Here is a 25,410-nt window from a genome sequence, read left to right as displayed (position 1 = left end):
CCTATTGCGGAAACTGATAGGTCATTTTTATTAGAGGATTGTTAAAATGGATAAACAAATGAATTATTATAAAATTCCAAGGGATGAATGGCGTGGCTTTTATAAAACGAAACAGATTGATTTGTCACAACAAAAATTGAATGAAATTCAATCTGTTAATGATAAGATATCAGTTCAAGATGTGCAGGAAATTTACATGCCATTGGTTCATTTATTAAATATGACATTGTTGGGTAAGCAAGATTTGCAATCAAAAAAAGCAGATTTTCTAGGAATTAAAGATCAAAAATGGCCTTTTGTGATTGGAATTACGGGTAGTGTTGCAGTGGGTAAAAGTACAACGGCACGTTTGTTGCAATTATTACTCACAGCGTTATACCCAACAAAAAAGGTTCAAGCAATTACAACGGATGGCTTTTTATATCCTAATGAAACACTAATTCACCAGAATATCTTGGACCGTAAAGGTTTTCCAGAAAGTTATGACATGGAAAAACTAATTCTATTTTTAAACGACGTGAAAAGTGGTCTGAAAACTGAAGCACCAGTATATTCACATGATAGTTATGATATTGTACCTGGAATGGTACAAACAATTAATCAACCAGATATTTTGATTGTTGAAGGGATTAATGTTTTACAATTACCAAGTAACCAACAATTGTATGTTAGTGATTTCTTTGATTATTCAATTTATGTTGATGCTGATGCTGACTTAATTGAAAAATGGTATTTGGAACGTTTTGGTGTTCTTTTGAACACCTCTTTTCAGAAACCTGGAAATTACTATTATGATTATGCGATTGGTAACCACGATGAAGCATTTAAGTTGGCACGTAATGTCTGGAAAACCGTGAATTTAAAGAACTTACAAGAGTTCATTTTACCAACCAGAAATCGTGCTGATCTTATTTTAGAGAAGACAGATGAGCATCGAATTAATACCGTTTATTTACGCAAATATTAGAAAATAGAGATATTTTCACAGATTTTCATGAAAATTAAATCAAACGATTGACCAAGTGGGTTTCAATCAGTAGAATAGACGTAATAAGAAACTAAAAAATATGAAGAGGTGACTATTTTTGGCCAACGTTAGCATGCAAGATTTCGACAAAATTATCGTTCTTGATTTTGGTAGTCAATATAATCAATTAATTACTCGTCGTGTACGTGAATTCGGAATTTATTCTGAATTGTTATCACACAAGATTAGTGCAGCCGAAATAAAAGAGATTGCCCCTAAAGGTATCATTTTTTCTGGTGGCCCAAATAGTGTTTATGATGAAGATGCACTCAGAGTAGATCCTGAAATCTTTGAATTAGGTATTCCTATCTTAGGTATCTGTTACGGTATGCAACTAATGGCATATACAATGCCAGGTGGTAAAGTTGAAAGTGCAGATAACAAAGAATATGGTAAGGCTGAAATTGAGGTTACTAATCCAGAAGGAACTTTATTCAAAGGATTACCAGCTGAACAAACAGTTTGGATGAGTCATGGTGACTTAGTAACAGAAGTTCCTGATGGTTTTACATCAGTTGCAACTTCTGTTAACTGTCCTATTTCTGCAATGCAAAATCTTGATAAGAAATTCTATGGCCTTCAATTCCATACTGAAGTTCGCAACACTGAATTTGGGGATGACATTTTACGTCGTTTCGCATTTGATGTTTGTGAAGCTGAAAGTAACTGGTCAATGGCTGATTTTATTGATTTACAAATTGCTAAAATCCGCGAAACTGTTGGTGATAAAAAAGTCCTTCTTGGTTTATCAGGTGGGGTTGATTCTTCAGTTGTTGGTGTTTTATTGCACAAAGCAATTGGTAACCAACTAACAAGTATTTTCGTTGATCATGGTTTACTTCGTAAAAATGAAGCTGATCAAGTTATGGAAATGCTTGGCGGTAAATTTGGCTTGAATATCATTAAAGTTGATGCTCAAGAACGTTTCTTAGGTAAATTAGAAGGAATTTCTGATCCTGAAACGAAACGTAAAACAATTGGTAATGAATTCATCCGTGTCTTTGATGATGAAGCTACTAAGTTAAAAGGAATTGACTTCTTGGCTCAAGGAACACTTTACACTGATGTGATTGAATCTGGGACAGATACTGCCCAAACAATTAAATCTCATCATAATGTTGGTGGCCTTCCTGATGATATGCAATTTAGCTTAATCGAACCATTGCGAACATTATTCAAAGATGAAGTTCGTGAACTTGGCGAAAAAATGGGTATGAGTGAAGAATTAGTATGGCGTCAACCATTCCCAGGCCCTGGTCTTGGAATTCGTGTTCTTGGTGAAATTACTGAAGAAAAATTAACAATCGTTAGAGATAGTGATTTAATTTTACGTGAAGAAATTAAAAATGCTGGTCTTGATCGTGAAATCTGGCAATACTTTACTGTCTTACCGGGCATTAGAAGTGTTGGTGTGATGGGCGATGGACGTACTTATGACTACACAGTTGGTATCCGTGGTGTTACTTCAATTGATGGTATGACTGCTGATTTTGCTAGAATCCCTTGGGATGTCTTACAAAAAATCTCAGTCCGTATTGTAAACGAAGTCGCACATGTTAACCGCATCGTGTATGATATTACGAGCAAGCCGCCTTCAACAATCGAATGGGAATAGCGATGTAGGCCAATTTGAGCTAGAAAGAGTGATACAGAGGCATTTTGGATTTGCTCAAGGCAGCTCAAACTCCGCCAACTCCGCCAAAAAAATATGGTGCTCCGCCGAAACTCCGCCTAATTATGGTGGACAATCAATCGAAAACTCATTTAAGACTGCTAGAACTTACTTGGTTCTGGTGGCCTTTTTTAGTCTGGCGGAAAAATGAACTTGCGAGAATACACAGTAGAGTGCTTGGTATTTATGGGCTTAGGATATATAATTAAATAAGTTATTAATACTGTGGGGGGAAAGGCATTGGAGTCAGAAAATTTTGAATTACTGGAAAACACAGATATTACAACTTTCTTGATTGACCGACCGTGGATAACTTACCGAACAAATGCAGATCTTGACGCTCTGGGATCCAGATTTGGTTCTCCAAATCCAGAAGGTTCAAACAGATTACGCCGAATGAGTTCGATAATCAGTGCAACTCATGCAAATGATCGAACGGCTTCTTTATTATCGTTTCTATTTTCACCAGCACAGTTGCGACCGGTGATTAATGAGTATCTTTCTGGAAGTCAGTTTTCGCAACTGAAGGAAATTGATAACTTTATTCTGGAAGGCCTTACTGGTGATGAATCTAAGGACATCCTGATTGTAGCAGACGCAATTAAGCAGCGCGTAATCAGAGAGATAAACGCCATTCTTCTCTACAGCAACTTAAAACTCGTATCTAGTGGTAATTCGTGGGAAATTATCGCAGCAGATGAGAATGTAAAAGTCCTCGTGCCGATCAAGAGGATCAATTCAGGATACATTTCAGAGTTGTTGGCGCAGGGACAAGATGACTTGCAGGATAATGATTTTGACAGCGTAGTTACAAAGGCTAGAACACTTATCGAAGAGGTGTTTCTTCAAATATTGTCCGATAACGACGTAAAGTGTAAGCGTAATGGCGATATTGGTCAATATCGTAATTTGGTGGTTAAAACATTGGGAATGAGACCTTCTCGGGAGTGGAATCCACGTATTACGAAAATGATTAGTCACTTAAATGGAATCACCGATTTAATCGCAGAAATGCGCAATAAAGATGGCGATGCACATGCTAGCAATGAACGAGTAAAAATTCAGGCAGCAGAGGCGGAACTACTACTCAATACGTCTGTTAGTCTGGCTACCTACTATCTCAGAGTCAATGACAGACATGTACAGAGATAAAATAATAAATTGGAGTAATGAACGTGAAAAAGCAAACAAACAGTAACCTTCATGTATCACGTGCTGGAAAAACAGATGAGTTTTATACTAATATTTCAATGATTGAAAACGAGCTACGCCATTATCGTGAGTATTTCAAGGATAAGGTTGTGTTTTGTAATTGTGATGATCCAGCCATCAGTAATTTCTGGAAATACTTTCAGATTAACTTTTACATGTTAGGCCTAAAAAAACTAATATCTACGCACTATGAATCCGACAAACCCAGTTATAAATTGGAAATAATTAGACAAGATGACAAGATTGGACAACTTGCATTTTTACCGGATTACGTTGAAACACCACTAACTGGAGATGGCGATTTTCGAAGTCCGGAAGCAATTCAGTTACTTAAAGAAGCCGATATTGTCGTAACCAATCCCCCTTTCAGTCTATTTACTGATTACATCGCACAGTTAAGAGCTTTTCACAAAACATTCCTAGTGATTGGTAATCTCAACGCAATTACCTATAAAGAGGTACTGCCTTTAATTATGGCCAACGAAATTTGGCTAGGGTACAATTCTGGACACTTTTGGTTTAAGGTACCTGAAAGCTATGAGGCGAAGAAAACGGATTTCAAGATTGATGAAAATGGACAAAAATGGCGGAGAATGGGAAACATTTGCTGGTATACCAACTTAGATACGACACAACGTCACGAAAAGCTGACAATCTTCAAGAACTATTCTCCAGAGATATATCCAAAATATGATAACTATGATGCCATTGAGGTATCCCGTGTTGCGGATATTCCTTGTGACTACTTTGGTGTCATTGGTGTGCCAATTACTTACATGACGCGGTACAATCCAGATCAGTTTGAAATTGTTGATGTAAAAAGTTCAGGGCTTTTGTTGACTAAAAAAGATGGCACCGTTAAATCAATGTACAAGAGAGTGTTAATTCGCAACAAGGGAGGCCAAACGCATGCAAATTGAGAAAAAGGATATTCCAGTAAGCCAAATCGTAAACGGATATGTAGATTCCGATGAAGATGGTGTATATGGATATGACGGAAAATTAAATATTCGTCCGGCCTTTCAGCGTGAATTCGTCTACAAACCTAAGCAACGTGATGAAGTTATTAATACCGTCCGCAAGGGGTTCCCACTGAATGTTATGTATTGGGTTGTTGCAGAAGATGGACACTATGAAATTTTAGATGGACAGCAGCGAACAATCTCAATATGTCAATTTGTACAGGGTGATTACTCCATCAATTTCCAGTACTTTCACACGCTCACACAGGAAGAACAGCAGCAAATATTGGACTATCCTCTGACGGTTTATATTTGTACTGGTACAGATCGAGAAAAATTGGATTGGTTCAAAGTGATCAATACTGTTGGGGAACAGCTTACTGCACAAGAACTTAGAAATGCAATCTATACGGGGCCATGGTTGACAGATGCCAAGAAGTACTTTTCGAAATCACAGTGTCCCGCATATCAGATTGGCGGCGACTATTTAAATGGTTCTGCTATTCGACAAGACTTTTTGGAAACCACACTCAAGTGGATCTCGTCGAAACAGGATATTGAGCTTGAGGAGTACATGGCGCAGCACCAGCACGATGAAACGGCAATCGAACTGTGGCTATACTTTCAAAACGTAATTAATTGGACAACCTCTATTTTTCCTAACTATCGTAAGCTGATGAAGGGGATTGAATGGGGGTTTCTATACGATACTTATCATGAGAATACGTATAATCCGGCTACGCTCGAAGCTAGAGTTAGCGAGCTGATAGAGGACGAGGATGTTACCAAGCAGAAGGGGATATTTGAGTACGTGCTTGGCGGGCCAGAGCGCGTATTATCAATTCGGGCATTTAAGCCTAAGGACAAGCGAGCAGCATACGCAAAACAGAATGGAATCTGTCCGGTATGCGGCAAGCATTTTGAGTACGACGAGATGGAGGGCGATCATATTACTCCTTGGTCTCAAGGTGGGCATACAGTACTCTCCAATTTGCAAATGCTGTGCAAAGACGACAATCGAAAAAAATCCGGAGTATAATGCCAAGGAGCTAATATGGTACGAATAGATATGAGCACTGTAGCCGCGAGGGAAAAAGCATTCGGCGAATATGGAGATACGGTCTGGTTTATCTACAGGGTGTTTTCAGAAAGACTCAAGCGGCGTATGAAGGAGCAGGGCGTATCCAAATATCAAACTGCTGGGTTCAAGAATGCAAAAGAGTATAATGAGGCTCCAAGTTACCAACACGAAGTAAGTTATTCGATGGTTGACTCCATAACCGCACCTATTCCCCGATTGGATACGCGTCAGAATCCTTATCTAGTGCCTTCTTCCAAGTACTATCTACGATTTGTAGATACCTTGAATTTTAAGGATGTGTATGAGTGCATTTGGGGGTCTAATTATGAAATTAGAAACTATCTGCCTAATGTATTTGAGTCAGTGTGTAATGAAGCGCAATTCCAAAATAACCGACTAGGTAGCCTTATTAATGATATAAAGCAGACACAGCCTCTTAGGATTCCGAACAATACGATTCAACAAATATATGAAGGAATAAAAAGCGACTTGCTGAATGAGTGGGACAAATTCACAAGAGTTCGGAATCAAGAAACGAAAATAGCGACAGTAATTGACTTCGAAAGTAGTGCTGATAACGAAAGCATTGCCGCAGGAATCCCACTAATAGATAAGATTGATTCTGGCGGTGTCTCGAGAGAAGGGTTAGGTGAGGTTCTCGAACTTAAGCAACTTGGTGAACCATTAAAAAGATTTGTTGATTATCGGGTAACACCGCTGATAATGAATCGGTTTCTCCAACAAATATCAAAATAGTCACTTAGGGCGAAGTTTTAAAAACTTCGCCTTTTTTGATACACATCTTTTCCGATACGTCAATACCCGGTTTTTCGGGTGTCAAGACATTGGCGAAGCCTGATATATATATTGGGCGTAATTGAAGATAAGATGTAGTCAATCAAAGGCCTTTGATAAAAGTTAGTCTATTAAAACTGTGTTGGATGTTTATCCAGAAAAGGAGAAATGCATGAAACTAGCCAAGGTCAAACTTTCAGAAGTTGAAATTAGCAACGTTGAGAAGCCAAAAGCAGCTCGCGTGGTATCGGTATCAAAAAGTCCGCGCTACGCAGATAACGGTGATCCAATCAACGGATCGGTCGCAAAGGTAGTATGCCACATAGTAGATGCTGAACTTGCCAAAACATTGGAGAAATCTGGCGACGGGGTAGAGGACTTAAAGACGTATGCACTGGAACTTGTTGGGGATGAGAAGGATCTGCTGGAAATTTCTGAGGCAGAACTTTTGGGCACAGAGATTGAATTGAAAGACGCCAAGGTAATGCTTAAGTGGAGCGCGGGGCGTACTAGTGGCTGGCGTGACGTGAAGCTTGTTATGAATATTAGCGATGGGAAGTAGGCGTAGGTATGAGTGAAAAAAAGAAGCTATCTGTTTGGGCGTACTTGAATGAAGCTCAATATTGTCTCACGAACCGTGACGCATTCGATGTTAAAAGAATTGAGTCTTTGATTGCAGCTGCGTACAGAATTTTTACCGGCCAGCAAGTAGGAGACTTTGAAGAGGAGTTCTTGAATGATAAAAAACGCAAGGGAAACAATTAGCAGATTTTTGCCAGTCTCTACGCATACTGCGAAGCTGAGCATCTATGAATCCATTGATGAGGTTGATCAACGCAAGCAGGTACGGTCAAGATTATTGTTTAAGGTCTGGGCATGTGTTACAGTGCTAATCATTCTCTGGAGCTGCGCTAAGTGGACGTGGGCTAAAATAATTGGCCAAAAATCGGAATTAGATCTATGGCCAATTATCCTGATGCTTGGACTACTTGGAGTAGTTGTGTCTCTTGCTGGGGCTTGGAGATATCTCCACAGTAGATATTCGCCAGTTGAACGTTGGAAGATGGAACGTTTGCTTTGGCAATTTTCGGAAAACGTTAATTTGATTAAGCAAGGCGTGACTGGCCATGTCGCATACGTAAGATGGGGATATGTGGTCTCGAATGATGAAGTTAAGATCACGCTACTAACGGGTGGCCGTGTCAGCTCGGATTTCGAAGCGGATATTGGACGCCGCCTGGTTGCATTCCTCACCAAGGAGACGACAGCTTACTGGGAAATTCGTGATAAGAAGTCTGGAAACGGCATTATCGAAATTAACCTAACTCACAATAAGGATGAGCGAATTACAATCAACCGTTTGGACGCGTTGCAGACAAGCGAAAAGATCAATATTCAATTGACTGGCAGAATGTCGCTAACATCTAAACAGCCGATGGGGTTGATAGTCGGTCCAACAGGAACGGGGAAAACTAGTTTGCTAAAGGGCCTGATTATATCCTTCTTGGTAAATAATCCCGATAATGTCGTGTATACGATCGATGGTAAGGCAGCGTTCTTGGGTCAGTCGATGAAGCGTATTGGTAAGGTTGCCATGAATACGGAAGAGGCAATTCAGCTCGTTGACGAATTGTGCAAAATCATGGATCAGCGATACAAGGAGCTAAATGCAGATCCCGATGATGAGCGGGATATTACGCATTGCGAAAAATTTCATCAGGGTACGATTCTCCTTGTTGTCGATGAGCTACTGTCGCTGGTTGCAAACATGAAGGCTGAGGATCAGCAGAGGAAAACAGCCGACAAACTATATCCCCAATTCAACGCCAAACTGTTGTCCTTGATTACAAAGGGACGGCAGAGTTCTATCTCGGTTATTGTAGCGGGGCAAATGATGCCTGCGTCTGCGCTCCCAACAGAGGCCAGGAGTTCGCTAGGGATGCGGATCAGCTTAGGTAGAACGTCGCCTCAGCAAGCTCAGGAGGTGTTTGGAGAGAGTCACCATGATTTACCGTTAATTGATGCAAAAGAATTTGGTGGTGTCATTTGGCTGGATGGTTTGAATTGGGATGGGCCAAAAGCATTTTTACCGCCAAAATATGATGAAGATAAACTGCCGTTTAAAGCAACACTTACAATGCTTGCTGGTAGGCGTGGCGGTGGCGGAACGCCACAAGCTGCGACTGCCAGCGAGGACTTGCCTGTTACTTGACATACAGGCAAGATAAGCTGAAAAAATGAGCAAGAATAGCGGTGAGTATGAGTACAACGCCAAAGTTATTACATTTGAAGATCATATCGAAATTGTGAAATATGGCGTGCCAAGGGTTCACAAATCTCCAAAATTATTGAAAAATCCAGAGTCGAATATGCCTATAAATGTGTCATATAGTGATGAAACCCAACTCGTGCAGCAGGCATTTAGGATTAAGAGAAAGGTGAAATACTATCTAGAGGCAAATTCGTTCAATTTGTTTTGGACGCTTACGTTTGATGACTCGAAGGTGAATGCAAAGAACTATGAGTATGCACGAAGGCGGCTGCGTGCTTGGTTGAAGTATCAGCGCGAAAAGTTCGGTAGGTTTGACTACCTATTTATTCCTGAACTTCATCCTTCATCGGGTAGAATTCATTTTCATGGCGTTACTGGCGGACTTGCCCCACCTTTAACGCCTGCACGTTACCCCAAGAGTCAGCGGCTAATTAAGAAAAAGGGATTGCAGATATACAATGCAGATAGCTGGGAAAAGGGTTTTAGTACGGTAAGCCATATTGCCGACAAGCGTAAGGCAGCTAACTATATTACCAAATATATAACTAAAGAACTTCTACAAATACCGCACGCATATCATCAACCACGGTACTTTGTGAGCCATGGACTAAAGCAGCCGACTGTGGATTACTGGGATCTAGATGAAAGTTATTTCGCAATTTTTAGACCGAATTTTGTTGTTGGGCACTTGGACAGCCCAGATAGTGCGCTGGAAACAGATGTAGCAATTTACCAGATTGATATTACGAGCGATGGCAAGTTAGCGCAGGACAACGATATAAAGACCGTCTGGAAACTAAAAAATACGGTCGATTTTGGGAATGGAGGAGGCCCTTGAATGGAAAACAACACGGTTACGAAGAAAGACCTGATATCGCTTGGTTATCGTGAGAATACTGCTGCTGAATTAATTAGACAAGCAAAGCGGAGCATGGTACAACAAGGATATGAGTTTTATACCAATCGGCGCCTAGGTCGGGTACCGGTTGCAGCGGTTGAGGCAATTATTGGAGCATCCATTCGAAAGGATGCAGACGATGCCAAAGACTAAGTTCGCTGGTGTATACAGTGGCCAAAATGGCCGCTACTACTATGATATACAGTTGGGGGTGGATGAAAGTACCGGAAAAAGAATCCGGAAAAAGAGTCAAAAAGACGCGGATGGCCAGTTGTTCAAGTCAGCGACTGCTGCGCACAGGGAAGTTGTACGACTGAAAGCAGAATTTGATCGCGAGAGCGGCCATACCGTCTATGCGTTAACCTATGGCGTGTACATGCGAAAATCGTATATTCCTGCATACCAAGCTAGCGTACAAAAAGAAACGTTTGAAACGCGTAAGACTTCATTAAACGTCTTCGTACAAAAATTTGGAGATATAGAATTACGAAAGCTAGATGTTAGGCAGGTTCAGGGCTTTAGGAACTGGCTGCTTACAGATGCTGGTTACTCACAGAGCTATGCAAGTTTGGTCTTTGGTATGTTTCGTAAATCGCTGGATTTTGCGGTTGAGATGAATTACTTACCTAGTAATGTGTCAAAGCGTGTTAAGGCGATACCTAAGGGACGTGCTACGGTGCCGTATTGGACTAAGAGTGAGTTTCAAGCTGTACTAAACCAGATTTGTACTAGCGACTACTACGAACACCTGAACTTTGTCATGCTGTATGTTTACTTTATGACGGGTGTTCGTGTTAATGAGGGGATGGCGCTACAATGGGCGGACGTGGACTTCACGCATGCACAATTACGCGTTACTCACATGCTGGTAATCAAGACCAAACAAAATTGGGAACGGCATGACTACACTAAAACTGATAGCGGTTTGAGAACTATCTCCATAGATCGGGATACTTTGAAGGTGCTCCGTGTTTGGAAAAAACGTCAAACTCAGAATGGTTTTGGTAAGCAGGATGATTTTGTCTTTAGCTATGACGGAAGCCCGATGCTGAAATCAACGCTCATGCGGATAATCCATCGGTACGCCAAGTTGGCCAATGTTCACCCGATACAAGGGAAAGGACTTCGGCATAGTCATGCTAGTTACTTGATTAATGAGTTCAATGTATCAGTGCTTGTTCTGTCTAAACGGCTGGGGCACTCATCCCCGGAAATTACGTTAAGGCACTATGCGCACATGTATGTTGGTGCAGATAAGGAACTAGCACAGATGATGTCAGGTCATATAACCTATGCAGCACCAAAGGAATCTAAGGTGAAGTTTAATGGTAATCAGACTGTTGCTCCGCCGCAGCTCCGCCAATGAATAATAAACTGGCATAAATGCCGTTGTAACAACGATTGTAATCGACCGTTATAATTGAATGGGAATAAGCTTAAAAATGATAATCCTTTAGTATAAGGATTATTTTTTTTGCATGAAAGTAATCACAATCGTTTAAATAATTTTGAATCCTTGATTTAATGATGGATAATGATAAGCTAACAGTAAGATTGATATAAAAGGAGATTAACTATGATTTGGTTATGGATACATTTGATTACTTGGGTTGTGATAGCGGTTCTAGTGGCGCTCACAATTTTTACAAATACTAATACAAAAATTTATCAAATGATTACGAGACTGGGATATTTGATTTCAATTGCTAGTGGTATTATGTTGCTAGGGTACGCATGGCAAGGAAATCCAATTTTAACGGCCATTAAATTAGTTGTTGCCTTAATATTTATTGGACTAACTGAAATGACCTTTGCACGAAAAAATAAAAAGCAATTAAATAAAAGTATCATCTACGCGGTAGGCATCTGTTGCCTATGTGTGGGTGTTTTAGGATTAATGCTCGCAGGTGGAAGACCTTTTATTTAGACAATAAAATACTACATAATATTTAGGCGAAAATCTAAGTATTATGCGGTGTTTTTATTTTAAACAATTTAAATAAAATGCATTTAATCGATATAATTCTATTTGCTGAGCACTCTAACTTGACTGTGACGTAACAAGATAGTATATATTTATGTATATTGTAAATGTATAAAAAATACTTAATGGGGGTTAATTATTATGAAATCAGTTGTTGTAAAAAAATCAGGTGGCCCAGAAGTACTGGAAATTGTCGAACGCTCAATTCCAAATCCAACTCAAAATAAAACAGTTATAAAGATTCATGCTTTTCCAGTACACCGTTATGAGGTGCTAACTAGAGAAGGTGGATCACCTTCAGTTAAATTTCCGAGAGTAATAGGTGTTGAAGCTGTTGGTGAGGTCTATGAGCCTTCACAGGAAAGTAACTTAGAAAAAGGACAAAAGGTCGTAATTTTTATGGGTGGCCTTGGGCGTGAATTTGATGGTAGTTATCAAGAATATGCTTTAGTTCCTGATAATATCATTTATCCTGTAACATTCAATGGAACTTGGATAGAGTTAGCCAGTTATCCTGAAACTTTCTATACTGCTTTTGGGGCTTTAAAAGCAACACGATTTAAGGAAGGTCAATCTTTATTAATTCGTGGTGGAACTACTGGAGTTGGAATGGCTGCGTTATTGTTAGGAAAGGGATTTGGACTTTCTGTATCTAGTACAACAAGGCAAAACAACCGTAAAGAGTTGCTATATACTTTAGGAGCTAATGAAGTCATATTAGATCAAGATAATCATATTGAAACAAGTAACAAATTTGATGTGATAATTGACGTGGTAGGTACTACAACTGTAGAGGATTCCTTAGCACATCTTAAAACAGGAGGGTTTTACACGTTAGTTGGTCAATTGAGTGGGGAATGGTTATGGAAAGACTTTGACCCGTTCATCAACTTGGCGAATAAGTACGCGACAGTTTTTGATTCATCTAATGTTGATAGTTCTATGGTTAATGAGTTGTTTAATATTATTAATGAAAAACAGTTTCACTTTCCGATTTCTAAAGTTTTTAAACTAGATGATATTCAAGACGCTCATCGCTATTTGATGGAAAAAGACCGTCCAATCGGACAGGTTATTGTTACTAACGACTAGAGTGTCAGATTGAATTATTTAACTAATCTAAAAAAGTAGTTTCTAAGTTTCCAATATTTGGGTTCACTTCACATCTTTAGGTAACTTGTCTTCGGTATTAAACCGGAGGAAGGTTGCCTAATTTTTTTTCTTGTCTATTCAATCTTTTCATTCAAAATGGCAAACTCAAGCCAGCCGTATTTTGAGGAACCAGTTTTAATAAGGGTGTCGCCAGAATTAAGCTGCCATAAATAGTCTGCGGTTTTTAACTTATTTTTTTGACAGAATGATTTTAGTTTAGTTAATCCTTGATGGATACCAGCTTCATTGTTTTCCACTAAAATACATGCGTAATTACCTGCATGTTTTTCCATGATTGGGATAAAAACGTCATGATCATCTGTAAGTTTTTCTTTGATAACTCTAAAAGACGCTTCAGCGTAACCGATTGGATTATCAACAGCCAATGTTGTAAAAAATCCAGATTGTGTTGTATCCATAACAGCTAATGCGTCTAATTGTTTATAGAATTCTGAAAATAATTGAGCGACTTCTTCCTCAGTACAACCTACGGATTGACGAGAACACCAAAAAATTGTTTTCATTCGGTTTTCTATCTTGGGCTGATATAGGGTAGTGTCCTTAGTAACAGATTGTTCTTCAATTTTTTTGTTGATAACATTTTTAATTTTAACTAATTCGTCAATCTTTTTATCAATTTTACCTTGAGCATTCAGTAATTGAGGTGTTGGTACGCCTTTTGAATGGATTTTAATTTCCTTGATATCAGCTACTGAAATATCTAAACTACGTAAACCAAGTATAAATAGCAAATCGTATAATTGGTCATAATCATAATAACGATAACCAGATTCGTTTTTTTGGGCAGGTTTAAAAATATTTTCTTGGTCATAAAAGATTAATGTACGGCGAGTTGTGTTAGCTAATTTGGCCATCTCACTTATTTTTAACATATAAGGCTCCTTTATTGTCTGTAACGTAACGGTACAGTGTATGATTAAGTATAACATGAAAAAATTCAGACTTAAAAGAAAGGTGGTTTGATCAATGAAACAGGAATCTCTTTTCTCTAATCAACCTCAAAATTCACCATTAGCCAGTCGAGTTCGACCACGAAAATTAGAAGAATTTGTTGGTCAACAGAATCTACTTGGCCCTAACAAAATATTACGAGAAATTATTGAAAGTGATCAAGTTCCTTCAATGATTTTTTGGGGTCCACCTGGTGTTGGTAAAACAACTTTAGCCGAAATTATAGCAAGTAAAACTGAATCTAATTTTTTAAGCTTTAGTGCAGTTGATAGTAGTATTAGTAAGATAAAAAAAATTATGAAACAAGCGGAGTTAGATTGTGAAATTGGTCAAAAAACCATTGTTTTCGTCGATGAAATACATCGCTTTAATAAAGCACAACAAGATGCATTTTTGCCTTATGTTGAAAGAGGTAGTATTACTTTAATCGGTGCTACAACTGAAAATCCGTCTTTTGAAGTGAATTCAGCGTTATTATCCCGGTGTAAAGTATTTGTACTGCATGCGCTTAAACAGGCAGATATTGTTGTATTAATCGAAAACGCGCTCAGCAACCCGGACGGATTTGAAGAACAAACAATCCACATTAGTTCTGATGAAATTCAAGCGATTGCTAATTTTGCAGATGGTGATGCCAGAATGGCATTAAATACCTTGGAAATGGCAGTTCTGAATGGTGAAAAAGCTGATAATATCGTTACGGTGACGATGGATAATTTAAGCCAATTGATTAATAAAAGATTTGTCCGTTATGATAAAAATGGGGAAGAACACTATAATATAATTTCAGCTTTGCACAAATCGATGCGTAATAGTGATGTCGATGCTGCTATTTATTGGCTGTCCCGAATGCTAGAAGGCGGAGAAGACCCGATATATATAGCACGGCGACTTGTTCGATTTGCAAGTGAAGATATCGGGTTAGCAGATACGAATGCACTCAATGTGACAATTAATGTTTTTCAGGCATGCCAATTCATTGGTATGCCTGAATGTGATGTTCACTTAGTGGAAGCAGTAACCTACTTGTCTCTGGCACCTAAATCAAATGCCGTTTATAAGGCAAGATTAGCTGCAGCTAAAGATGTTAAAACCACGGCCAATGATCCCGTACCATTACAAATACGTAATGCGCCTACCAAATTAATGAAAGATCTAGGGTACGGTAAAGGGTACGAATTAGCTCATTATGCCAAAGATAAGTTAACGACTATGAGTACCATGCCACCTTCCGTAGCAGGACATCGATATTATAAACCAACCAGCGAAGGTAAGGAACGACGTTTTAAAGAGCGTTTAGCCCAAATAAAAGCATGGCACCAAATAAATGGATAGAATAAATAGAAAGTATTTTTGAGATGAGAATACTTCAGACGTAGACAAAGTACTGAGTAATCAGTACTTTGTTTTTTTATATAGGTTGAATGTATTACTTAAGCGTCTTACAACGAAAGTGGATACGAGAAAAACGATTAGTAAAGAGGAGGCATACTAATGGCTAACAATGGGATACCTAGCATAAACGAAGTCGGCATGTTACCAAATTTATTTTTAGTGATTAAATTTCAAGATGGCGTGACTAAGTATGTACGGAGTGAGATAAATAAAAGTGAGATGGAAAGTTTCAAATCGGGAGCAAAGAATAAACTTGGATTTTTAAAATTGACGCCAAAAAATTATTGGATTGGGAATGACATTGTCATTAAAGTGGATAATCATTTTAAAGTGAACGATAAGATCTATGATGGTAATGATATTTATAGGAACGGCAAAGATTCTTATTAATTAAGAGATTCTTTTAAAATATAATCGTTTATTAATTGTATCTACAAAATTAATAAAGGGCCATCTAGATAGTTGCTTCTCTAAAAGTGCTTATCCAGATGGTTCTTTTATTTAGCTATTCATATAGTTCAGATAAATTGGAAAAAGGTGCTATAATAAAATGTCTTTAGTAGTATTTAAACGATTTGTAGAGTAATCTAACTCATTAATTTTAAAAAAACGAGGGAATTAAAATGGTAGAACAAGTCAGAAAAAAGAAAGTTGAATTACCTGAATTATTTTATGATTTAGTCTTTGCATACGCAATTTCACAAGCTACGGATTTACTTCATCATTTTCAAGTAAGCACATCAAGTATGATTAGTGCATTTATTATCTTTTCAGTGGTAATGGTCGTTTTTATTAACACATGGATGATTAAGAGTGTTTTTATTAATCGATATAGAAAAAACTCGATGACTGATATTATTCTTTTTATGATTGATATGGCAATTTTACTTTATATGTCCAATGCTTTTGAGGGGGATATCCATAATTGGTTCCAACCATTTGCAATTGCAACAGGGCTATTATCCACAGTATTAGTTGTTCAATATGGCACGGTATACCTGACAGCTGCTAAAAAGGATGATAAAAAAATTGCTAAACTAATGATGTTGATTGTTGCAACAAGAACATTACTCGTATTTATTGGCTCCTTTTTGCCACTAAACATAGGCATTGCGGTATTCTTGCTGGGTATTGCAGTGAGTTGGATATTACCAGCTCTTGGTGGTTCAGTTTTGAAACTCCACCCACTTAATTTTCCACATATATTAGAGCGTCTAACACTATTAACAATTATTACATTTGGAGAAAGTATTCTCGGTATTGCCTCGTATTTCACCGTTAAAACATTTAATTTTTATTCAATTTTAATATTCATGATTATCGGTGCACTTTTTATGACCTATATTACTCAAATGGATCATTATATTGATGAAAATCGTTCGGGTGAAACAGGTATTCGATTAATTTATATTCATTACTTTGTCTTGTTTGGCTTAAGTTTAGTCACTATTTCGTTAGGTTTTATTAGTGAAATCGAAATACCTAAAAACTTTTCAGTACTATGTCTATATTTAGGTATATCGTTATTTTATTTAGGGTTATTCTTAACCAGTCCGTATAATAAAAAATACTTACGATTGGGTAATGTGGTCATTGGATTCTTTACAACGACAACTATAGTGGGTGTAATATTAAGCTTAATATTTAACAATTTTCCAGAAATTGTGAGTATAACGGTATTAGTGACCATTGCGAACTCTGCAATGTATGTACACTATATGATTAAACGAACGAAACAGAATCAAAGTTATGACATTAAAAACTGAAAACTAGCTGATAAACCTAATTTGGGTTTATCAGCTAGTTTTTTAATTGAAGAATCATTTTTACAGTGTTTATGATTAAAATTGTATATTTAGTAGCAGTATGATTAGAAGGATATAAATGAGAATGATGATAGCAACCAATAGCATTAAAAGGATTGATAATAAGCAGTAAAAAAAATTTTTCTGAAAGAAGGGTAAGTTGAGAATAGAATCTGTAACAGCAGAAAGTCCTAAACCAGCTAAAGATAAGCCGACAATTCCATTTAAAAAGGCAATCCATGGGCCCAATATACAGAGTGCGATACCGATTCTCATTAGCCACTTCACTTGATTGTTATCAGTTTTAAATATTTTTTTCATTGATAGGACCACCCTTCATAATGATATGAATTAATATTTATTTTAATATACTACAAAATTAATTTGATGTAATCTTATCTGTCTTCTTACTGGTTAAATTGATAAGATCGTTTAAAATAGACAAAGATAAAACGAGGTGTTATTATCAATTTGAAAAAAATAATAGCTTTAGTTAGGATATGAAAATGAAAAAATATAAAGATTATATGAATGAAACCCTTTCTGTTCTTGGTAGCCTATCTTTATGTTTAATAATCTTGTCATTCTTTATTAAAGATAGTTTAGTCAGTTCGATTTTTTATGATGTTAGGATTTATCTGTTAGGCATATTCTTATTGAGACCAATTGTACAATACTTTAAAGCAAAAAATAAATAGCCTTACAATGAACTTTTTGGCAGTTCTACAGAGTAAAGCTATTATTAATAATCCACTTAATCGACAATGTTGTCTTACTGACATTGTCGATTTTTTTGGATAAAATAATATATCGTTTGACATTATACTATGTAACGTATAGTATTGATTTTGAAAGGAGTGAGTTGATGAATATACAGATGAAAAAAGGGTTATTAGAATTTTGCGTGTTAGCGACGCTGAGGACATCAGATTCTTATGGTTACCAAATTATTAAAGACACCTCAAGCGTGATTGAACTTTCAGATTCAACTCTTTATCCCATTTTGAAACGACTAGAAAAACAAGGCGCTATTGAGAGTTACAGTGTTGAACACAATGGTCGATTGCGAAAATATTATCACATAACTGAGGCGGGATTAGTAGATATTCAAGAATTTTTAGATGATTGGCAACAGGTAATAAACGTTTACGATTACATAAAGGGAGTGTAACGATGAGTAAGAGAAAATTTATTGTAGAGCTAGAAGAAGAACTTAAACATTATCAAGCGGCAGACATTGATAATACACTTGATTATTATGACGAGATGATTGATGACCGTTTAGAAGCGGGCGAATCTGTGACAGATATTATTCTAAGTTTAGAAAATCCAAGTCAAATTGCGATACGTTTGATTCAAAATGACCGACCAAAAATACAAAAAAAGTTATCGACACCAATAATCGTTTTGATTGTCATTTTACTTATCCTAGGAGCACCTGTATGGGGACCGCTATTGCTGACGGCTGCTATTCTAATTGCCACAGTTTATTTTTTAATATGGTTAGTACCAATGATTGCAGGCGTAATCGCTACCTCATTTATTATCAGTGGCGTGATTAGTTTAGGACTATCGCCATTTGATATGTTTAATCAAGGTTTTAACGTTGGATTGATGCAATTTGGGGTAAGTTTTGTAATTGTAGGTGTTGGTATTTTATTCATCGCAATGACCTGGTATTCAACGAAATATTTAATTAAATATTCGATTAGTCTGACACGCTGGTTAATTCGTTTATTCAGAAGACAATTGAAGGAGGTCGCTTAAAATGATTGAATATATAAGACGTAATTGGTTGAAAATTAGTTTATTTCTGATCTGGTTTGGCGCTATAGTCATGTTTACTAGTTACGCATTATCAGGTTTTGATTTGTCAGTATTTAAATATGAGGGTGAACATAGTTGGTTCCGAACGTTTTATTTCTAAATGACCACGTCTGATTTAATAAATGTGGTAAGTTAGAATTACGGTAGTATAAAAGGGCATTAAAATCCATTTTTAATAGGATTTCGATGCCCTTTTATTTTTTTGGAAAGACGATTAAATAGTGCAAGCCGTAAACGTTTACATAAGATTGTTGTGATGTTACAATTAATTTGTGCCGGGGGCGGCATATTATTTAATAGGTTATTACTTACAAGGGGGCATGACAAATGAAAAAGGGGCTAACTATCGCAACAACAATGATAACGTTGTTCACGCAATTACCATTATCTTCTGTGTTTGCGCAGGACCTTAATCCAACGACAGAAACGTCATCTTCAAAAGCAGCTACGGCGTCAACTGCTAAAAAAGCGACAAAAGCAGAGACAGGTATGACTCGTACTGGAGATACAAATACGGATCTTACAGTTGAAGCACAGAAAGATACGATTGAAGCTGGCCAATTGGCTAATTTTAATTTATATTTTAAAATTTCAGGTAAGAACACCTCATTTACCAATGCCGATATAAAGGTTACGTTACCAAGTAATTTAAATGAAAATATGACATTTACGCAAGATTTATCAGAACTTAAAATTGCGGGCGTCACACCAATTTATGATAAAGATAAAGGTGTATTGAATTATCATTTTGATACGCTTAATGCAAGAACAGCAAATAAAGTAATTATAAAAATAGGAACAGCAAATGGCGCAATTATGCCTAATACAAAATTAGACACAGCAGCAACATTTACTGGAACGGATCAGAATGGCGAAAATAAAAGCTATGATTCTAAAACTTCAATTAATATAACAGCAAATAATAATTATGCTATGACAAATAAAGTTACTAGTATTGAAGGACAAACATATAATAATCCTAATCGTGGCGATATTGTAAACTATGGTGTAGGGGTTAGTGCGCCGAAAAAGGAATTAGGCGCACTGTATGTTAAAGAAGGTTCTAAAGTTAACGTGACCTATAAATTAGGCGCTGGAATAGACTACTATGGTGTAAAAGATGGCGCACAAGAACCGAGTGTCAGTACAGATGGTAGAACATTAACCTGGGAATATACAGCACCAAGTTACGCTGAACAAAAAGCAGCTGTGACTGATTTCTTTGAAAAAAATGTGACTATCCAAGCAAAAGTAACTGACAAGGCTGCCTATTATTCACAGATAACGAATACAGTGAGTTCAACAGCAACTTTCCTTGATGGTAGTGTAAATAGTACAGCACCAATTAAATCAACGGTTATGGTTATGCCCAATGATCCTAAGGAAGTTCCAATTCCAATTCCTGGTGGATCAGCATTTCCAACTAATCATTTAGGACCAAAAGATGGAAACGGTGGCGTGGCATCAGCTACATTAATTGACCCGGATGTGACAGTTAACGATGATGCTTATCTAAGTTATGGATTAACATTATCCTCACAAAATGCGACATCACCTTATATTGGATTTTCTTATTATAATATTTATTATGATGTGGATACGCATTTAAATCTTGATAGTTTTACAACGGGTAATTTTTATTACATGCCAAACAATAATTTACCAACTTTTTCACCAACAAAAGCTAAAGTACCATTTGCTATGTTGGTAAAATACGAAACAGATGGAAAAGTTGATGATAACTGGACATTACTCAATATGGATATGAAGACTAACGCCAATTACACACGTGCTCAGTTAGGTATTCCGGATGGGAAAAAAGTGGCTAATATTTGGCTGTGGTTCCATGATGAGAAGATAACAAAAGTTCCAGCAAATAGAGACATAGCTGCATCTGCAACCTATGATCCAGAAAGTAAAAAAACCGTTAAAATGGCTCCAGCTGGATTGTATAATAGCGGGATGAAAGTTAACGCAACGATTGATAAAGGATTCACTGGTCAAATAACTAATAAAATGGATATGACTTTCTATGGCGTTCAGGCACCTGATGAAACAGGTTTTGAAGCAGCTCGATATGTTGATTACACATCTAACCCATGGGCAGAGGCATTTAAGGGTGAAAATGGTCAGGTTTATACAGATCGAATTGCGCCTCGTCACGTTGAAGTCGCAGCAAAAACAACCGGTGAAACAAAAGTTGTTAAAGCTTCAGTTAGTTTACTAAATACAGTCGGAAGTACAGTTAATGAAGGTGAAAATACTGTCTTAACTTCAATAGAAAATAATAAGGCATCAATTTCACCTTTATCAGGACCTTATCTGAGTTATGTGCTATTACCAACAGGTGTAACGTTCAAAGAAAGCGTTGCTTCAACGAACTATAGCGCTGAATTATATGATAAGGATTACAAAGGTACTGGAAGACAACTCGTTAAAGTAACAATGAATGGCGACAAATTAGTAGCCGGTAAATTCCTTAATGGTCAATTTAAAATTAATATTTCAAAAGATGCGACACCTAATATGACATTTAACATGACAGGAACAATTGGTGATACTGATTATACAGCTGTGAAACCGACAGGTGATGAACCACTTTTAACGGATACAGTAAAATCTGTTGATACAGATGATATTGATAAAGATGGTAAAACAGACACACCAATTATTAAAACAGGTAATTCATATGTGTTAAATCAAGAATCAAATATTGATGTTGATGCAAGTATTAAAGGTGATAAAGATGATAAGTTTGGCGATTTAGGTAATGTTACAGTCGGCAAAAAAGCCACTTATCAAGCAACATTAACAAATAATACAGATGATAAAATTACATCAATGCAGTTCTTAGATGTTTTACCATCTGTCGGAGATTCAAATATTACCGATGGTGCAGCACGTAATTCGGCTTATGAAATGAAATTAGATGGGGCCATTACTTTACCAAGTGCATGGGAAAATAAGATGACTGTTTTATATAGTACATCTAAAAATCCTAAACGTGCCGGTATATTAGATAAGAATACAAATTATCCAGCAGGAACGGCTAAAATTGTTGACCCAACTGGGGCTGAAGATGCAACTTGGGTAACAGCTGATAAAGTAGCTGATTGGTCAACCATTCATTCATACAAAATTACGCTTAATGACGGAGTTGAATGGGCCCAAGGTAAGGGAGTTACATTATCATTTGATCTAGTTGCGCCTAAAGAATCTGAAATTTCAGATTCAACATTAATTAGTAATAAACCAGCTGAAACAACGAAAGTGTCACGCGCTGTTCAAGAAACACGTGGTGCTTACAACAGTTTTGGTATCGCAATTAACAAGTTGCAAGTTGTTGAAACTGGTGCAATAGGCACACAATTAATTCGTGCTAGCGCTGATGTTACTGCAAATTATGTAGATGTAGATGGTAATAAACTTGCTGATGATGTTGTCCAAAGTGGGTACTTCGATGATCCATATACGACAACTCAAAAAGAGATTTCAGGTTACGACTTTGTAAAAGTAGAAGGTAACGTTTCTGGTAAGTTTGGGGCTGATGCAGTAACAGTTAACTATGTTTATAAGAAAACTTCTGCACCAGTGACTGTTAAATATGTCGATGAAAATGGTAAATCGGTAGCTGATTCAAAAGAACTTACTGGTGATTTTGGTGATGTTTATACATCAGATGCTGCTGTTATTTCAGGATGGACATTGAAAGAAACACCAAGTAACGCAAGTGGTAAGTTTACTGCTGATAAACAAACAGTCACATATGTCTACGAAAGAGCGGATGCGGCTGACGTTACAGTTAAGTATGTCGATGCAGATGGAAAAGAATTAGCAACATCAGATGTACTTTCAGGAAAAGTATCAAATCCATACAGTACAACTGCTAAAAATATTTCAGGATGGACGTTGAAAGAAACACCAACGAATGCAAGTGGGACATTTACAGAGACCGCACAAACAGTCACATATGTGTATGAAAAAGCGGATGCAGCTGATATCACGGTTAAATACGTTGATGTAGACGGAAATGAATTAGCTAAATCAGATGTGCTTTCAGGAAAAGTATCAAATCCATATAGTACAACCGCTAAAAATATTTCAGGATGGACATTAAAAGAAATACCTGAAAACGCAACGGGAGTATTTACGGATAAAGCTCAGACAGTTAAGTATGTGTATGAAAAAGCAGATGCTGTCCCTGTTACAGTTAGATATGTTGATGGAAGTGGGAATGATTTAACTAAAGCTGATACGCTTTCAGGAAAAGTTGGGGATGCTTATACAACTGATGCCAAAGTATTATCAGGTTGGACGTTAAAAGAAGTACCAAAGAATGCACAAGGAATATTCACAGATGCTGCACAAACGGTTACGTATGTGTATGAAAAAGCAGATGCAGCTGATGTGACGGTCAAATATGTAGATGGAAAAGGTAACGAGTTAGCAACATCAGATGTTTTATCTGGTAAAATTGACGCTGACTACAAGACAACCGCTAAGGAATTAGTAGGTTGGACGTTAAAAGAAACGCCAAGTAACGCCAACGGAACATTTACGGATAAAGCCCAAACAGTTACGTATGTGTATGAAAAAACAGATGCTGAAGCTGTAACAGTTAAGTATGTAGATGAAAAAGGCAACGAGCTAGCAACACCAGATAATCTTTCTGGTAAATTAGGAGATTCATACAAGACAACTGCTAAACGTATTGCAGGTTGGAATGTTAAAACGACTCCTAAAAATGCAGAAGGAACATTTACAGATAAGACTCAAACAGTTACGTATGTTTATACGAGATCAGCTGCTAAAGATGTCACTGTAAAATATGTTGATAAAGATGGTAATGAATTATCAGCTTCAGTAACATTCTCTGGTAAGATTGGTGACGCATATACATCTAAAGAGAAACAACTTTCAGGTTGGATGTTGAAAGAGGCGCCAAGTAATGCTAAAGGTATCTTCACGGATACGGCACAAACAGTCACGTATGTTTATGTTAAAGATGAAGATAAAACAGTAGTGACACCGCCGGTAACACCACCAACAGATAATTCAAAAGGAAATACAACAACAGAAACGTTGACGGATGTTCCTGAAGGAAACACTCACTCAAATACAGTAAGCAAAGCAAATAATACAAAGAGTGATACAGGAAATCTTCCTCAAACAAATGAGGCAACAAGTCTTTTGGTAACGTTATTAGGTGCTGCATTACTCGCAACATCAGTTATCTTTATGATAGGTAGAAAAAAATCAAAAAAGGCTAAAAAGTAAAATTCTAAGATTATAGAATGAGTAGAAGAAGTCTTAAGACCCCTATGTCAACGAGTGTTGGTGGGTAAATTTTGGAAAGACCAATTCATTTTCGAATTGGTCTTTCTTTTTTTATTTTCAAAGAGAATTCAAACATAATTCGGTCGTGTAAATGTTGCCAACACCAATAAATGGTATCAAAATGAAGAATAATGTTAACGCGGGAATTATTCTTAAAAATTGTAACCTGTTACGCTTAAGGATAGTCAATATACTTAAGCGGATTCAATTAATGCTTTTTGGTTGACTGTGACGTAACGAGATAGTCTATGTTGATAATATACCGCAAGTACTAATTATTGAGGCTGTTGATGAAGCTTATGCCACTTCAAAAAAAGTCAATTAAAAAAAGATCAGCAGGTTTTTATCATGATGGGGGGTTCAGTAGAGACCTTGAAAAGGTATTCAAACTGGGAGATATTCAAGAGGCACATCGCTATGGCATGAAATCTGACCAATTTATAAATAAGGAGAAAAAATGATTAATACAAATAACAAATTAAATGAAGAGATTATTGCACTAGAAAAGGGTGCGTTGGATAAGTGGTTCAAAGGGGACACTTCGGGTTACCTAAATATTTGGTCACAAAAACAGTTTTCGTATTTTGACGGTGCTGTTAAAAGACGTGTTGATAGTTATGAAGACATAAAAGAATCAGTTTTAGCTAATGTTGAAGGAAAACTATTTGCTGACAGTTACGATTTTGAATATCCACGAGTGCAAGCAGTCGATGATATGGCTGTTTTAACATATCAACTATATGCAAAAACGACGTTGATTGATATGCAATACAATTGTATTGAAGTTTATCAAAAAGAAGAAGATGGCTGGAAAGTAATCCACTCAACTTGGTCATTTATTCGACCAATGGATATGGATTTTGGTAAAGCTAAAAGTATTGTTTAAAAAGGTGAAGTTAACCTTTATTCACGATATACTGAAACAGTTCTCTTAACTATTTTGAAGGCACAAAATATACACAATTAGTGATTTACAAAAGAATGCCGACAAAATAGAGTTTGCTTCGCATTGACCTTGA

Annotated in this window: 24 protein-coding genes; 22 read left to right on the top strand and 2 right to left on the bottom strand. The window is 37.0% G+C overall.

Annotated features, from left to right (window positions below; genetic code table 11):
* Positions 1-46: 46 nt before the first annotated feature.
* From coaA to AC1RPG_RS00340, 14 genes are all read left to right on the top strand, one after another.
* Positions 47-967 carry a type I pantothenate kinase gene (coaA, locus tag AC1RPG_RS00405; RefSeq protein ID WP_481760911.1) on the top strand — a complete coding sequence of 307 codons (921 nt, stop codon included), beginning with the start codon at positions 47-49 and terminating at the stop codon, positions 965-967.
* 133 nt (positions 968-1,100) lie between these two features.
* Entirely contained in the window at positions 1,101-2,642 is a 1,542-nt protein-coding gene (gene guaA, locus AC1RPG_RS00400) for a glutamine-hydrolyzing GMP synthase (protein ID WP_481761138.1), read from the top strand.
* Between the two features lie 297 nt (positions 2,643-2,939).
* On the top strand, positions 2,940-3,851 hold the full coding sequence (locus AC1RPG_RS00395) for an abortive infection family protein (protein ID WP_481760910.1): 912 nt from the start codon (positions 2,940-2,942) through the stop codon (positions 3,849-3,851).
* A gap of 23 nt (positions 3,852-3,874) precedes the next feature.
* Positions 3,875-4,831 (top strand): adenine-specific methyltransferase EcoRI family protein, encoded by a 957-nt coding sequence (locus AC1RPG_RS00390; RefSeq protein ID WP_481762397.1) that lies wholly within the window; start codon positions 3,875-3,877, stop codon positions 4,829-4,831.
* Complete coding sequence (locus tag AC1RPG_RS00385) at positions 4,821-5,912, top strand: GmrSD restriction endonuclease domain-containing protein (RefSeq protein WP_003588255.1); 1,092 nt, start codon at positions 4,821-4,823, stop codon at positions 5,910-5,912. The genes AC1RPG_RS00390 and AC1RPG_RS00385 overlap by 11 nt, the downstream gene beginning before the upstream one ends.
* A gap of 15 nt (positions 5,913-5,927) precedes the next feature.
* Entirely contained in the window at positions 5,928-6,710 is a 783-nt protein-coding gene (locus tag AC1RPG_RS00380) for a hypothetical protein (RefSeq protein ID WP_481760908.1), read from the top strand.
* A 211-nt stretch (positions 6,711-6,921) separates the two neighbouring features.
* Positions 6,922-7,311 carry a hypothetical protein gene (locus AC1RPG_RS00375; RefSeq protein ID WP_481760907.1) on the top strand — a complete coding sequence of 130 codons (390 nt, stop codon included), beginning with the start codon at positions 6,922-6,924 and terminating at the stop codon, positions 7,309-7,311.
* Between the two features lie 8 nt (positions 7,312-7,319).
* A complete protein-coding gene (locus AC1RPG_RS00370; protein ID WP_481760906.1) occupies positions 7,320-7,514 on the top strand; it encodes a hypothetical protein in 195 nt (64 codons plus the stop codon).
* Entirely contained in the window at positions 7,486-8,961 is a 1,476-nt protein-coding gene (locus tag AC1RPG_RS00365) for an FtsK/SpoIIIE domain-containing protein (RefSeq protein ID WP_481760905.1), read from the top strand. The genes AC1RPG_RS00370 and AC1RPG_RS00365 overlap by 29 nt, the downstream gene beginning before the upstream one ends.
* Before the next feature lie 25 nt (positions 8,962-8,986).
* A complete protein-coding gene (locus tag AC1RPG_RS00360) occupies positions 8,987-9,859 on the top strand; it encodes a rolling circle replication-associated protein (RefSeq protein ID WP_481760904.1) in 873 nt (290 codons plus the stop codon).
* Positions 9,860-10,072: a DUF3173 domain-containing protein gene (locus AC1RPG_RS00355; RefSeq protein WP_003599276.1), complete on the top strand. Its 213-nt coding sequence runs from the start codon at positions 9,860-9,862 to the stop codon at positions 10,070-10,072. It abuts the gene before it with no gap.
* Positions 10,059-11,285, top strand: a complete 1,227-nt coding sequence (locus AC1RPG_RS00350; RefSeq protein WP_481760903.1) for a tyrosine-type recombinase/integrase — start codon at positions 10,059-10,061, stop codon at positions 11,283-11,285. The genes AC1RPG_RS00355 and AC1RPG_RS00350 overlap by 14 nt, the downstream gene beginning before the upstream one ends.
* A gap of 210 nt (positions 11,286-11,495) precedes the next feature.
* A complete protein-coding gene (locus tag AC1RPG_RS00345; RefSeq protein ID WP_409021639.1) occupies positions 11,496-11,846 on the top strand; it encodes a YisL family protein in 351 nt (116 codons plus the stop codon).
* Positions 11,847-12,044: 198 nt separating this feature from the next.
* The gene (locus AC1RPG_RS00340) at positions 12,045-12,995 is read left to right on the top strand and encodes a zinc-binding dehydrogenase (RefSeq protein WP_481760902.1); all 951 of its coding nucleotides are present in this window, start codon (positions 12,045-12,047) and stop codon (positions 12,993-12,995) included.
* Between the two features lie 134 nt (positions 12,996-13,129).
* Here the strand turns inward: AC1RPG_RS00340 and AC1RPG_RS00335 are convergent, their stop codons facing one another.
* Positions 13,130-13,948, bottom strand: coding sequence for a MerR family transcriptional regulator (locus AC1RPG_RS00335; protein ID WP_481760901.1), 819 nt, complete (start codon positions 13,946-13,948; stop codon positions 13,130-13,132).
* Between the two features lie 94 nt (positions 13,949-14,042).
* On the opposite strand from AC1RPG_RS00335, the gene AC1RPG_RS00330 reads away from it, so the two are divergent.
* The 3 genes from AC1RPG_RS00330 (at position 14,043) to AC1RPG_RS00320 (ending at position 17,188) form a co-directional block, all read left to right on the top strand.
* Positions 14,043-15,362: a replication-associated recombination protein A gene (locus AC1RPG_RS00330; RefSeq protein WP_481760900.1), complete on the top strand. Its 1,320-nt coding sequence runs from the start codon at positions 14,043-14,045 to the stop codon at positions 15,360-15,362.
* 159 nt (positions 15,363-15,521) lie between these two features.
* Positions 15,522-15,812 (top strand): hypothetical protein, encoded by a 291-nt coding sequence (locus AC1RPG_RS00325; protein ID WP_481760899.1) that lies wholly within the window; start codon positions 15,522-15,524, stop codon positions 15,810-15,812.
* A 233-nt stretch (positions 15,813-16,045) separates the two neighbouring features.
* The gene (locus AC1RPG_RS00320; protein ID WP_481760898.1) at positions 16,046-17,188 is read left to right on the top strand and encodes a low temperature requirement protein A; all 1,143 of its coding nucleotides are present in this window, start codon (positions 16,046-16,048) and stop codon (positions 17,186-17,188) included.
* 75 nt (positions 17,189-17,263) lie between these two features.
* Here AC1RPG_RS00320 and AC1RPG_RS00315 read toward each other — a convergent pair whose 3' ends face one another.
* Complete coding sequence (locus tag AC1RPG_RS00315) at positions 17,264-17,548, bottom strand: hypothetical protein (protein WP_481760897.1); 285 nt, start codon at positions 17,546-17,548, stop codon at positions 17,264-17,266.
* A 544-nt stretch (positions 17,549-18,092) separates the two neighbouring features.
* Here AC1RPG_RS00315 and AC1RPG_RS00310 point away from each other — a divergent pair.
* The 5 genes from AC1RPG_RS00310 (at position 18,093) to AC1RPG_RS00290 (ending at position 25,277) form a co-directional block, all read left to right on the top strand.
* Complete coding sequence (locus tag AC1RPG_RS00310; RefSeq protein ID WP_409021630.1) at positions 18,093-18,398, top strand: PadR family transcriptional regulator; 306 nt, start codon at positions 18,093-18,095, stop codon at positions 18,396-18,398.
* Positions 18,399-18,400: 2 nt separating this feature from the next.
* Entirely contained in the window at positions 18,401-18,994 is a 594-nt protein-coding gene (locus AC1RPG_RS00305) for a DUF1700 domain-containing protein (protein WP_481760896.1), read from the top strand.
* 387 nt (positions 18,995-19,381) lie between these two features.
* Positions 19,382-24,331, top strand: coding sequence for a MucBP domain-containing protein (locus AC1RPG_RS00300; protein ID WP_481760895.1), 4,950 nt, complete (start codon positions 19,382-19,384; stop codon positions 24,329-24,331).
* A 350-nt stretch (positions 24,332-24,681) separates the two neighbouring features.
* Positions 24,682-24,852 carry a hypothetical protein gene (locus AC1RPG_RS00295; protein ID WP_481760894.1) on the top strand — a complete coding sequence of 57 codons (171 nt, stop codon included), beginning with the start codon at positions 24,682-24,684 and terminating at the stop codon, positions 24,850-24,852.
* Positions 24,849-25,277: a nuclear transport factor 2 family protein gene (locus AC1RPG_RS00290; RefSeq protein WP_481760893.1), complete on the top strand. Its 429-nt coding sequence runs from the start codon at positions 24,849-24,851 to the stop codon at positions 25,275-25,277. The genes AC1RPG_RS00295 and AC1RPG_RS00290 overlap by 4 nt, the downstream gene beginning before the upstream one ends.
* Positions 25,278-25,410: the final 133 nt, after the last annotated feature.

This window comes from Dellaglioa sp. CoH-57-MRSF-18, from assembly GCF_056781995.1.
This window is presented reverse-complemented; position numbering and strand designations above follow the sequence as displayed.

Excerpts from the sequence above, each read along its gene's own strand:
- coaA (WP_481760911.1), top strand. The coding sequence starts at position 47 with ATGGATAAACAAATGAATTATTATAAAATTCCAAGGGATGAATGGCGT.
- guaA (WP_481761138.1), top strand. The coding sequence starts at position 1,101 with ATGCAAGATTTCGACAAAATTATCGTTCTTGATTTTGGTAGTCAATAT.
- AC1RPG_RS00385 (WP_003588255.1), top strand. The coding sequence starts at position 4,821 with ATGCAAATTGAGAAAAAGGATATTCCAGTAAGCCAAATCGTAAACGGA.
- AC1RPG_RS00380 (WP_481760908.1), top strand. The coding sequence starts at position 5,928 with ATGGTACGAATAGATATGAGCACTGTAGCCGCGAGGGAAAAAGCATTC.
- AC1RPG_RS00375 (WP_481760907.1), top strand. The coding sequence starts at position 6,922 with ATGAAACTAGCCAAGGTCAAACTTTCAGAAGTTGAAATTAGCAACGTT.
- AC1RPG_RS00370 (WP_481760906.1), top strand. The coding sequence starts at position 7,320 with ATGAGTGAAAAAAAGAAGCTATCTGTTTGGGCGTACTTGAATGAAGCT.
- AC1RPG_RS00365 (WP_481760905.1), top strand. The coding sequence starts at position 7,486 with ATGATAAAAAACGCAAGGGAAACAATTAGCAGATTTTTGCCAGTCTCT.
- AC1RPG_RS00360 (WP_481760904.1), top strand. The coding sequence starts at position 8,987 with ATGAGCAAGAATAGCGGTGAGTATGAGTACAACGCCAAAGTTATTACA.
- AC1RPG_RS00355 (WP_003599276.1), top strand. The coding sequence starts at position 9,860 with ATGGAAAACAACACGGTTACGAAGAAAGACCTGATATCGCTTGGTTAT.
- AC1RPG_RS00350 (WP_481760903.1), top strand. The coding sequence starts at position 10,059 with ATGCCAAAGACTAAGTTCGCTGGTGTATACAGTGGCCAAAATGGCCGC.
- AC1RPG_RS00345 (WP_409021639.1), top strand. The coding sequence starts at position 11,496 with ATGATTTGGTTATGGATACATTTGATTACTTGGGTTGTGATAGCGGTT.
- AC1RPG_RS00340 (WP_481760902.1), top strand. The coding sequence starts at position 12,045 with ATGAAATCAGTTGTTGTAAAAAAATCAGGTGGCCCAGAAGTACTGGAA.
- AC1RPG_RS00335 (WP_481760901.1), bottom strand. The coding sequence starts at position 13,948 with ATGTTAAAAATAAGTGAGATGGCCAAATTAGCTAACACAACTCGCCGT.
- AC1RPG_RS00330 (WP_481760900.1), top strand. The coding sequence starts at position 14,043 with ATGAAACAGGAATCTCTTTTCTCTAATCAACCTCAAAATTCACCATTA.
- AC1RPG_RS00325 (WP_481760899.1), top strand. The coding sequence starts at position 15,522 with ATGGCTAACAATGGGATACCTAGCATAAACGAAGTCGGCATGTTACCA.
- AC1RPG_RS00320 (WP_481760898.1), top strand. The coding sequence starts at position 16,046 with ATGGTAGAACAAGTCAGAAAAAAGAAAGTTGAATTACCTGAATTATTT.
- AC1RPG_RS00315 (WP_481760897.1), bottom strand. The coding sequence starts at position 17,548 with ATGAAAAAAATATTTAAAACTGATAACAATCAAGTGAAGTGGCTAATG.
- AC1RPG_RS00310 (WP_409021630.1), top strand. The coding sequence starts at position 18,093 with ATGAATATACAGATGAAAAAAGGGTTATTAGAATTTTGCGTGTTAGCG.
- AC1RPG_RS00305 (WP_481760896.1), top strand. The coding sequence starts at position 18,401 with ATGAGTAAGAGAAAATTTATTGTAGAGCTAGAAGAAGAACTTAAACAT.
- AC1RPG_RS00300 (WP_481760895.1), top strand. The coding sequence starts at position 19,382 with ATGAAAAAGGGGCTAACTATCGCAACAACAATGATAACGTTGTTCACG.
- AC1RPG_RS00295 (WP_481760894.1), top strand. The coding sequence starts at position 24,682 with ATGAAGCTTATGCCACTTCAAAAAAAGTCAATTAAAAAAAGATCAGCA.
- AC1RPG_RS00290 (WP_481760893.1), top strand. The coding sequence starts at position 24,849 with ATGATTAATACAAATAACAAATTAAATGAAGAGATTATTGCACTAGAA.